The sequence below is a fragment of the Albidovulum sp. genome (genome assembly GCF_049646345.1).
Taxonomy (GTDB): Bacteria; Pseudomonadota; Alphaproteobacteria; order Rhodobacterales; family Rhodobacteraceae; genus Albidovulum.
Genome location: NZ_JBARVQ010000109.1, coordinates 1 through 10,235, shown reverse-complemented (window position 1 = coordinate 10,235; position 10,235 = coordinate 1). Strand labels below are relative to the sequence as shown.

Genomic DNA, 10,235 nt, shown 5'->3' with positions numbered 1-10,235 from the left:
AGACATATTTCACGATGAGCGATACGATTTTCAGCGCCCTGTTTCTGGGGCTTCTCGAAGGGCTGACCGAGTTCATCCCGGTCTCTTCCACCGGGCATATCCTGTTGGCGGGCCATTTCATCGGTTTTGAAAGCGCAGGGAAAACCTTTGAGGTTGTGATCCAGTTGGGCGCGGTCCTGGCGGTGCTGGGCATCTATGCGGCCAAGGTCGGCCGGACAGTCGCGGGTCTGCCCACCGACCCGCAGGCGCGGCGCTTTGCCGGGTCGAGCCTCCTGGCCTTTCTGCCAGCGGTCATCGTCGGGGTGCTGGCCCATGACGTGATCAAGGAGGTGCTGTTCGAAAGCCCGCGCCTGATCGCTTCGATGCTGATCCTTGGGGGGATCGTCCTGCTGGTCGTCGACCGACTGACATTGGCGCCCCGCCATCACGATGCCGATCGCTTTCCGATGGCCAGGGCACTCGGCATCGGGGTGATCCAATGTCTGGCGATGATCCCCGGCGTATCTCGGTCGGGGGCGACGATTGTCGGTGCTTTGGCCTTCGGGGCGGACAAGCGATCGGCTGCGGAATTTTCGTTTTTCCTGTCGATGCCGACCATGGCGGGCGCCTTTGCCTATGACCTCTACAAGAACCGCGACATTCTCGATTGGTCCGCTCTGAACGAAATCGCCATTGGGTTCGCCGCCGCCTTCGTGGCGGCAATTCTCGTTGTGCGCTGGTTGCTTGGCTATGTCAGCCGCCATGGTTACGCGCTGTTCGGATGGTGGCGAATCATCGCCGGGACTGTGGTTCTGGTGGCTCTGGGCATGGGTTACTGATTGATAGGTATTATTTACTGACCTAATTTTAGTCAAAAATGCTGTCATATCCGCCCGCTGGGCAAAAAATCCTCAATTTATGTCAGTATATCTGACTTTTATTCCGCGCGAAGCAGGAGTAGCAATGCGCACCCTGCTGATTTCCGCTGGAAAGGACCCGTCATGGCCCAGAATCGTATGCTGCAATTCGTGACCGTCCAGAAAGCGATGCCGGACAAGCGTGACGCCAGTGTCCGGGCGCAGGATTTCCATGAGATCTACCGCGAGTACGCCGAGGTGAAGGCCGCCGAACAGGCGGGCCGCTGCAGCCAGTGCGGTGTGCCCTATTGCCAGTCGCATTGCCCGCTGCACAACAACATCCCCGACTGGCTGCGCCTGACCGCCGAGGGTCGCTTGCAGGAGGCCTATGAGATCAGCCAGGCCACCAATACCTTCCCCGAGATCTGCGGCCGCATCTGCCCGCAGGACCGGCTCTGCGAAGGCAATTGCGTGATCGAGCAGTCGGGCCACGGCACCGTCACCATCGGCGCGATCGAGAAATACATCACCGACACCGCCTGGGATATGGGCTGGGTCAAGCCGGTGAAACCGCGTGAGGAACGGGCCGAAAGCGTCGCCATCATCGGCGCGGGGCCGGGCGGCCTTGCCGCCGCCGATGTGCTGCGCCGTCAGGGCGTGCAGGTCACGGTCTATGACCGCTATGACCGGGCGGGCGGCCTGCTGACCTACGGCATCCCGGGCTTCAAGCTGGAAAAGGATGTGGTGATGAACCGCATCAGGCAGCTGGAGGATGGCGGCGTGCAGTTCCAGTTGAACTGCAATGTGGGCGAGGACATCACCTTTGACGCCATCCGCGGCAAGCATGATGCGGTGATCATCGCCACCGGCGTCTATAAGAGTCGCGATCTCGGTGGCCCGAATGCCGGTGCCGACGGCATCGTGCGCGCCATCGACTATCTGACCGCCTCGAACCGCAAGTCATTCGGCGACGAGGTGCCTGAGTTTGACTCGGGCGAACTGGATGCCAAGGGCAAGCGCGTCGTCGTGATCGGCGGCGGCGATACCGCGATGGACTGTGTGCGCACCGCGATCCGGCAGGGCGCGCAATCGGTCAAATGCCTTTACCGCCGCGACCGGGCGAACATGCCGGGATCGCAGCGTGAGGTTGCGAATGCCGAGGAAGAGGGCGTTGAGTTTGTCTGGCTGACCGCGCCCAAGGGCTTTACGGCGGGCGATGCCGTCGAGGGCGTGCTGATCGAACGCATGCGCCTTGGTGCGCCCGATGCGACCGGCCGTCAGGCCCCCGAAGTGATCGAGGGCGCGGATTATGTCGAAGAGGCCGACCTGGTGATCAAGGCCCTGGGGTTCGAACCCGAGGACCTGCCGCAGCTTTGGGGCACCGAGGGGCTGGAAGTTACCCGCTGGGGCACGATCAAGGCCACTTTCGGCACCCATGCAACCAGCCTGCCGGGCGTCTATGCGGTGGGCGACATCGTGCGCGGCGCGTCTCTGGTGGTCTGGGCGATCCGCGACGGACGCGAGGCGGCCGGGAGCGTGCTGTCCTATCTGAACGAGGCGAAGTCGGTGGCGGCGGAGTAAGCGGCCTGTCGGCGGAGTGTCGGCAAAGTGTCGGCAAAACGTATGGCATCCGGTCGGGTAAGGATGCCGCAAGCACTATGAATGGGTCAGGGGGGCTGACCCGGAGAATGAAGGAAGTCTGAACGTGGCACATTCCGGCAGAATCCTCGGTCTTGGCGCCTTGGCGCTGTTTCTCGCATTGCCTGCCGATGCCGGTGGCAAGTTCGCCGCACCTCAGGGCTGCGAGGTCTATGCGACGGTGCAGATGCGCGATTGTCAGGTTTCGCATCACTACCGCTGCACGGCGGATGCGCCGGGCGATCAGTGGGCGGTTTACCTGGACGGCGACGGTCCGTTCTACATGAGCCGCATCGACAGCGAGACGCGCTGGATGCAGAGCCATGACCTGATTTCGGGCGAGAATGACCGGCTGGCGGATGAGGTCGATCCGGCGTCCTTCACCACGCTGATCACGACCGGCCGCGATGATTTTGACTTCCACACGACGAACGATGCGGGCGAAGAGCATCGCCATTCCGGGAATGACATCCTGACCGGCGAGACGGTGGTGATCGACGGTGTGCGGCTGGAGCGGACGAAGTTCGATCTGACCACGCGCGACAGGGATGGCAATGTGCTCTGGTCCCGCAAGGGCCAACAGCTTGTCCACCGCGGCTGGCGCATCTTCTTTGCCGACCGCGAGCATTTCGAGAACAGCTTTGGCGATGAGGCCGACGTTATCAATACACCCGTCGATTTCGCCTTTCCCGGCGACAAGGGGTTTCTGACGACCGAGCCGATCTATGACTGCGACATGATGATGACCGAGTTGCGGCCATGATCGAGGGGCAGTGCCTCTGCGGCGCGGTGCGGCTGAGCGTCGCGGCGCATGAGATTGAGGTCGGGGCCTGCCATTGCCGCCTTTGCCAGCAATGGACCGGCGGCGTGTTCCTGAGTTTCGGCGGCGAGGCGGCGGGGCTCCGGGTCGAGGGGCCGGTCGTGCGCTACAAGTCGTCGGAATTTGCCGAGCGGGCGTTTTGCGGCAACTGCGGATCGCATCTCTGGATGCGGGATACCGGGTCGCAGGATGCCGAATACGACCTCGCGCCGGGCCTTTTCGAGGCCGCGAAGGGGTTTGGCCTGAGAAGCGAGATCTATGCCGACCGCGCGCTGGCCTGCATCCGGTTCGCGGGCGATCACCGGCGCGAGACGCGGGCGGAGTACGAGGCGAAGCACAAGCATGTCGAGGGAGAGCCGGGATGAGCGCCGAACTGAAGGGTCGCTGCATGTGCGGCGCCGTGAGCGTGACGATGGTGCCCGCGAAGGCCGAGCTGAATGCCTGTCACTGCGGCATGTGCCGCCGCTGGACCGGTTCCGCCTTCCTCGAGATCGACGCCGACCCCGGCACGCTGAAAGCCGAAGGGCCGGTCCGGGTGTTCAAATCCTCGGACTGGGCCGAACGGGCAAATTGCGGCACCTGCGGGTCGCCGCTCTGGTACCGGCTGAGCGATCCATCGGCGGAGTTTTATGCAGTCTCGGCCGGGCTCTTCGACGATACCGGCTTTCCCCTCACCAGGGAAATCTACATCGACCGCAAGCCGGGTGGCTTTGCCTATGCGGGCGATCATCCGCGGATAACGGAACAGGAATTTCTCGCCTCGATCGGGGTGGATGTAGAGGGTGACGCATCGTGAAGTTGCTTCTGCTCGCATCCATGCTTGCGGCAGGCTCCGCCGCCGCGCAGGAGGCCAATCAGGTCGTCCTGGATGCGACCTATCTTGGCGCGCCCACCGAATGGTGTCCGGCAGATGCCGGGGTGCCGCTGGTTGTGAAGATGGACGGGCCGGACATCGTCGAGGGGCCGAAAGCGTGGCCAAGAACGGTAAAGGTAAACAGGGGAGGCAATCTCCAAATCGTTCATACCGGCGAAAACACCGCCTCGTTCAATCGTGTCGAAGATTTCGGCGACGAGGAAGCTGAGGTGATCGGCAGGTTCTCGGCCGACTTCCGAACCTGCCTCAGCGCATGGAGTAGTCCGCGCCTGACAGGCACTTGGAGCGCTACCGCCACAGACGGCGCGGAACTTGGGTCGGGAACCTTCGAGAATGATTACTACGGGAACATCCACCTTCCTTTCTTCCGCTCGGTGAGCGGACCTTCGGAAGCACATTATGCAACGTTCGGCGATCGGAAGTTCTTCACGGCTGGCAGGCCAGAAACAAAGATCACTCAGACCTTCGCGGCTGAGCCAGACAAGGAGTAACATCATGACGGATTATGATGCAGGTTGGTTGGCGGCTGAGGAAGCCAAGCGTCAGTGGATGGATGAAAACTCGCTCTATCGCGAGACGGATGAACATTCCTCCTGCGGCGTTGGGCTTGTTGTGTCGATCAACGGCAAGGCCAGCCGCAAGGTCGTCGAGAACGGCATTGATGCGCTGAAGGCCGTCTGGCACCGGGGCGCGGTCGATGCCGATGGCAAGACCGGGGACGGGGCGGGCATCCATGTGCAGATCCCGGTCAAGTTCTTTTACGATCAGGTCCGCCGCACCGGGCATGAGCCGGATTTCGGCAAGCTGATCGCGGTTGGCCAGATCTTCCTGCCGCGCACCGATTTCGGGGCGCAGGAACGCTGCCGGACCATCGTCGAGACCGAGGTCCTGCGCATGGGCCACTACATCTATGGCTGGCGCCATGTGCCGGTGAATACCGAGATGCTGGGCGAGAAGGCCAATGCGACGCGGCCTGAGATCGAGCAGATCCTGATCCGCTGCGAAAAGGACATCGACCGCGAGCAGTTCGAGCGCGAGCTTTACATCATCCGCCGCCGGATCGAGAAGGCGGCACTCGCCGCGCAGATCGGTGGGCTGTACCTTTGTTCGCTGTCGTGCCGGTCGATCATCTACAAGGGCATGATGCTGGCCGAGCAGGTGGCGGATTTCTATCCCGACCTGATGGATGAGCGTTTTGAGAGCGCCTTTGCCATCTATCACCAGCGCTATTCCACGAACACCTTCCCGCAATGGGCGCTGGCCCAGCCCTTCCGCATGCTGGCCCATAACGGCGAGATCAATACGCTGAAGGGCAACGTCAACTGGATGAAGAGCCATGAGATCCGCATGGCGTCCTCGGCCTTTGGCGAGATGGCCGAGGATATCAAGCCGATCATCCCTGGCGGCAGCTCGGACTCGGGCGCGCTGGACGCGGTTTTTGAGGTTCTGGTGCGCGCGGGCCGTTCCGCGACGATGGCCAAGACGATGCTGGTGCCCGAGGCCTGGTCGAAATCCACCATCGAACTGCCGAAGCCCTGGGTCGACATGTATTCCTATTGCAACGCGGTGATGGAGCCCTGGGACGGGCCGGCCGCGCTGGCGATGACCGATGGCCGCTGGGTCTGCGGCGGGCTCGACCGCAACGGTCTGCGCCCCATGCGCTATGTGCTGACGGGCGATGGGTTGCTGATCGCGGGCTCTGAGGCGGGCATGGTCCCGGTCGATGAGATGGCAGTGCGCGAAAAGGGTGCCCTTGGCCCCGGTCAGATGATCGCCGTCGATATGGAAGAGGGCAAGCTTTACCACGACCGGGCGATGAAGGACCGCCTGGCCGCCGGGCAACCCTTTGGCGACTGGATCAACAAGGTTGTCGACCTCAACGCGATGATGCGCGACGTGCCGGAAAAGCATGTCTATGAGGGGGCGGACCTGCGCAAGCGCCAGATCGCGGCGGGCTATTCACTTGAGGAAATCGAGCAGGTTCTGGCGCCGATGGCCGAGGACGGCAAGGAAATGATTGCGTCGATGGGCGATGACACGCCTGCCGCAGTTCTGTCCAAGACCTACCGGCCGCTGTCGCACTTCTTCCGCCAGAATTTCAGTCAGGTGACCAACCCGCCCATCGACTCGCTTCGTGAGGCGCGGGTGATGAGCCTCAAGACCCGGTTCGGCAACCTCAAGAATGTGCTGGATGAGGATTCGAGCCAGACCGAGATTCTGGTGCTGGACAGCCCGTTCATCGCCAACGCGGAATTCGACGAGATGGTGCGCCAGTTCGGCGACAGCGTGGCGGTGATCGACTGTACCTTCCCGGCAGGCCACGAACATGACGTGCTGCGTCAGGGGCTGGAGCGCATTCGCGCCGAGGCCGAGGATGCGGTGCGCTCTGGCGCCGGGCATATCTTGTTGACCGACCAGCATCAGGGCGACGACAAGGTTGCGATGCCGATGATCCTTGCTACCAGCGCCGTTCATAGCTGGCTCACGCGCAAGGGGCTGCGCACCTTCTGTTCGATCAATGTGCGGTCGGCCGAATGCATCGACCCGCATTATTTCGCGGTGCTGATCGGTTGTGGGGCCACCACGGTCAATGCCTACCTTGCGCAGGACACAATCGCCGACCGTATCCGCCGCGGGCTGATCGACGGCGCGCTGATCGACGCGACGCGACGCTACCGCGATGCGATTGATGCGGGTCTTCTGAAGATCCTGTCGAAGATGGGAATCTCTGTCATCTCCTCATATCGCGGCGGTCTGAACTTTGAGGCCGTGGGCCTCAGCCGCGCCATGGTCGCCGAATACTTCCCCGGCATGCATTCCCGCATCTCGGGCATCGGCACCAGCGGCATCCAGCACAAGATGGAAGAGGTCCATGCCAAGGGCTGGATGGGCGGCACCGACGTGTTGCCGATCGGCGGCTTTTACAAGGCCCGCCGCTCGGGCGAAAAGCACGCCTGGGAAGCGCAGACGATGCATCTTCTGCAATCGGCCTGTGATCGCGCGTCCTATGACCTCTGGAAGCAGTATTCGGCAACGATGCGGGCCAATCCGCCAATCCATCTGCGCGATCTTCTGGACATCAAGCCCTTGGGTCGTCCGGTGCCGATTGAAGAGGTGGAAAGCATTACCTCGATCCGCAAGCGCTTTGTGACGCCGGGCATGTCGCTGGGGGCGCTTTCCCCCGAGGCGCACAAGACGCTGAATGTGGCGATGAACCGGATCGGCGCGAAGTCTGACAGTGGTGAGGGCGGCGAGGACCCGGCGCATTTCGTGCCCGAACCGAATGGCGACAACCCCTCGGCCAAGATCAAGCAGGTGGCGTCGGGCCGGTTCGGTGTGACGGCGGAATATCTGAACGCCTGCGAGGAGCTGGAAATCAAGGTCGCGCAAGGCGCCAAGCCCGGTGAGGGCGGGCAGTTGCCGGGCATGAAGGTGACGAAGCTGATCGCACGGCTCAGGCATTCGACGCCGGGCGTGACGCTGATTTCGCCGCCGCCGCATCACGATATCTATTCCATCGAGGACCTCGCGCAGCTGATCTATGACCTCAAGCAGATCAACCCGCGCGCCAAGGTGACGGTGAAGCTGGTGGCCTCATCCGGTGTTGGCACGATTGCCGCCGGGGTCGCCAAGGCCAAGGCCGACGTGATCCTGATTTCCGGCCACAATGGCGGCACCGGGGCCTCGCCGGGGACCAGCATCAAATATGCCGGACTGCCCTGGGAAATGGGCCTGACCGAGGCGCATCAGGTTCTGGCGATGAACAAGCTGCGCGAGCGGATCACGCTGAGGACCGATGGCGGGTTGCGCACCGGGCGCGACATCGTCATCGCGGCGATGATGGGGGCCGAGGAATACGGGATTGGCACTGCTGCGCTGATCGCGATGGGCTGCATCATGGTGCGTCAGTGCCAGTCGAACACCTGCCCGGTGGGCGTCTGCACCCAGAATGAGGAGTTGCGCAAGAAGTTCACGGGTTCGGCCGACAAGGTCGTCAACCTGATCGGTTTCTACGCGCAGGAAGTGCGCGAGATCCTCAGCCAGATCGGCGCACGAAGCTTGGATGAGGTGATCGGGCGGGCCGATCTTCTCAGCCAGGTCAGCCGGGGGTCGGCGCATCTTGATGACCTCGACCTTAACCCCCTGCTGATCACCGTCGATGGGGCAGACAAGATCGTCTATGATCGCTCAAAGCCGCGCAATGTTGTGCCTGATACGCTGGATGCCGAGATCATCCGCGACGGCGCGCGGTTCTTCGAGGAAGGCGAGAAGATGCAGCTTTCCTATGCGGTCAGGAACACGCACAGGACCATTGGCACGCGGGCCTCGTCGCTGATCGTGAAGAATTTCGGGATGCGCAATGCGCTGCAACCCGATCACCTGACGGTCAAGCTGACCGGCAGCGCGGGCCAGTCGCTAGGCGCGTTCGCGGCACCGGGGATCAAGCTGGAAGTGTCCGGCGATGCCAATGACTATGTCGGCAAGGGCCTGTCGGGCGGCGTGATCGTGGTGCGCCCGCCGATGGTGTCGCCCTTGGAGGCGTCTGAGAACACCATCATCGGCAATACGGTGCTTTATGGCGCCACCGACGGGCATCTCTTTGCTGCCGGGCGCGCGGGCGAGCGCTTTGCGGTCCGCAATTCGGGTGCCAAGGTGGTGATCGAGGGCTGCGGCTCGAACGGCTGCGAATACATGACCGGCGGTATCGCGGTCATTCTCGGCCGGATCGGCGCGAATTTCGGCGCGGGCATGACCGGCGGCATGGCCTATGTCTATGACCCGGACGGCATGGCCGAAGAGATGATGAACCTTGAAACGCTCGTTACCTGCGCGGTCACCCACCCGCATTGGGAGGCCGAACTTAAGGGGCTGATCGAGCGCCACGCGGCCGAGACCGGCAGCCGCAAGGCTGCGGGCATCCTGCAACACTGGGCATCCGAACGGGCGAATTTCATCCAAGTGTGCCCGAAAGAGATGCTGCCCCATATCGCCCATCCGCTCAGCGCGGAATCCGAGGCGGTTCCGGCGGAATAAGGGGCATTCCCCCGCAATCGGGGCCGGGCATCACGTCCGGCCCCGAATTTCGTCTGTTAACCTGTTAAGGATTTTGGCCTTATTTACTTCTTATTAACCGGTTATAGTGACCCGCCTGAAAGATTCCTGACGCCCCGGAACAGACGCGGATTCTGATATGCCGACGACCTACAAAGACCAGTTTTATTCGCTGAACCCGTCCAACCCGCCTCTGTTCGGGTCTTCGGTGACGTTCACACGACTAACGCTGACAGATCAGAATGATGACGATGATTTCGACCGCTTCGACGGAGATTCGATTGGCGGCGTGGATATTGTCCGGTCCTATCCGGGAGATACGGTAACCATCAATGTGCCGGGCGTCGGCAATGTCACCTATACCGGCGTTACCTTTTACATGCAGGGGGGTGGACGATATTTCACGCCCACCGACGGACAGGTTCTGATGGACGGCACGTTCGTATCGTCGACCTGGGCTCAGGGTCAGGGAGCGCTGCTGGTCAGCGAGCTTGGCCCCGCCTGTTTCACGCGCGGCACGCTGATCCGGGTGCCCGGTGGCGCGGTGGCGGTCGAGACGCTGAAGGCAGGCGACCTTGTCGACACATTGGACCATGGGCCGCAGGTGCTGCGCTGGGTCGGGCAACAGGATGTGATCGGGCGCGGCGATCTCGCGCCGGTCGTCATCGCGGCGGGCGTGTTGGGCAATGAGCGCGAGCTTAGGGTCTCTCCTGAACACCGGATGCTGATGACCGGCTGGCTGGCGGAACTGCATTTCGGCGAAGATGAAGTGCTGGTGGCGGCGAAGCATCTTATCGGGATGCCCGGGATCACCCGGCAGGAACAGGCAGAGACCGCCTATCTGCATCTTCTGTTCGACCGGCATGAGATTGTCTTTGCCGAGGGTGCGCCGAGCGAGAGCCTGCATCCGTCCAGCTGGATGATTGCGCAAGATAGCGCGCTCCGCGCGGAAATCATCGCGGTGTTTCCGGAGCTTCTGGACCGACTCTCTGGTCCGCCGGTCCCGGCGGCGCGG

Annotated in this window: 8 protein-coding genes; all 8 read left to right on the top strand. The window is 62.5% G+C overall.

Annotation, left to right across the window (positions count from 1 at the left end; genetic code table 11):
- The first annotated feature begins 14 nt into the window (after window positions 1-14).
- Window positions 15-818: an undecaprenyl-diphosphate phosphatase gene (locus WBB85_RS02815; RefSeq protein ID WP_432637107.1), complete on the top strand. Its 804-nt coding sequence runs from the start codon at window positions 15-17 to the stop codon at window positions 816-818.
- Window positions 819-980: 162 nt separating this feature from the next.
- A complete protein-coding gene (locus WBB85_RS02810; RefSeq protein ID WP_432637106.1) occupies window positions 981-2,417 on the top strand; it encodes an NAD(P)-dependent oxidoreductase in 1,437 nt (478 codons plus the stop codon).
- A 124-nt stretch (window positions 2,418-2,541) separates the two neighbouring features.
- Window positions 2,542-3,237, top strand: coding sequence for a hypothetical protein (locus WBB85_RS02805; protein ID WP_432637105.1), 696 nt, complete (start codon window positions 2,542-2,544; stop codon window positions 3,235-3,237).
- Window positions 3,234-3,659 (top strand): GFA family protein, encoded by a 426-nt coding sequence (locus WBB85_RS02800; protein WP_432637104.1) that lies wholly within the window; start codon window positions 3,234-3,236, stop codon window positions 3,657-3,659. The genes WBB85_RS02805 and WBB85_RS02800 overlap by 4 nt, the downstream gene beginning before the upstream one ends.
- Entirely contained in the window at window positions 3,656-4,090 is a 435-nt protein-coding gene (locus tag WBB85_RS02795; RefSeq protein WP_432637103.1) for a GFA family protein, read from the top strand. Before WBB85_RS02800 ends, WBB85_RS02795 begins: the two co-directional genes overlap by 4 nt.
- Window positions 4,087-4,659 carry a hypothetical protein gene (locus tag WBB85_RS02790; protein ID WP_432637102.1) on the top strand — a complete coding sequence of 191 codons (573 nt, stop codon included), beginning with the start codon at window positions 4,087-4,089 and terminating at the stop codon, window positions 4,657-4,659. Before WBB85_RS02795 ends, WBB85_RS02790 begins: the two co-directional genes overlap by 4 nt.
- A 4-nt stretch (window positions 4,660-4,663) precedes the next feature.
- A complete protein-coding gene (gene gltB, locus WBB85_RS02785) occupies window positions 4,664-9,202 on the top strand; it encodes a glutamate synthase large subunit (protein WP_432637101.1) in 4,539 nt (1,512 codons plus the stop codon).
- A gap of 157 nt (window positions 9,203-9,359) precedes the next feature.
- The coding region (locus tag WBB85_RS02780) for a Hint domain-containing protein (protein WP_432637100.1) at window positions 9,360-10,235 on the top strand (876 nt) is incomplete at its 3' end.

Bases quoted from the DNA above. Each gene is read 5' to 3' on its own strand.
- WBB85_RS02815 (WP_432637107.1), top strand. From the start codon at position 15: ATGAGCGATACGATTTTCAGCGCCCTGTTTCTGGGGCTTCTCGAAGGG.
- WBB85_RS02810 (WP_432637106.1), top strand. From the start codon at position 981: ATGGCCCAGAATCGTATGCTGCAATTCGTGACCGTCCAGAAAGCGATG.
- WBB85_RS02800 (WP_432637104.1), top strand. From the start codon at position 3,234: ATGATCGAGGGGCAGTGCCTCTGCGGCGCGGTGCGGCTGAGCGTCGCG.
- WBB85_RS02795 (WP_432637103.1), top strand. From the start codon at position 3,656: ATGAGCGCCGAACTGAAGGGTCGCTGCATGTGCGGCGCCGTGAGCGTG.
- gltB (WP_432637101.1), top strand. From the start codon at position 4,664: ATGACGGATTATGATGCAGGTTGGTTGGCGGCTGAGGAAGCCAAGCGT.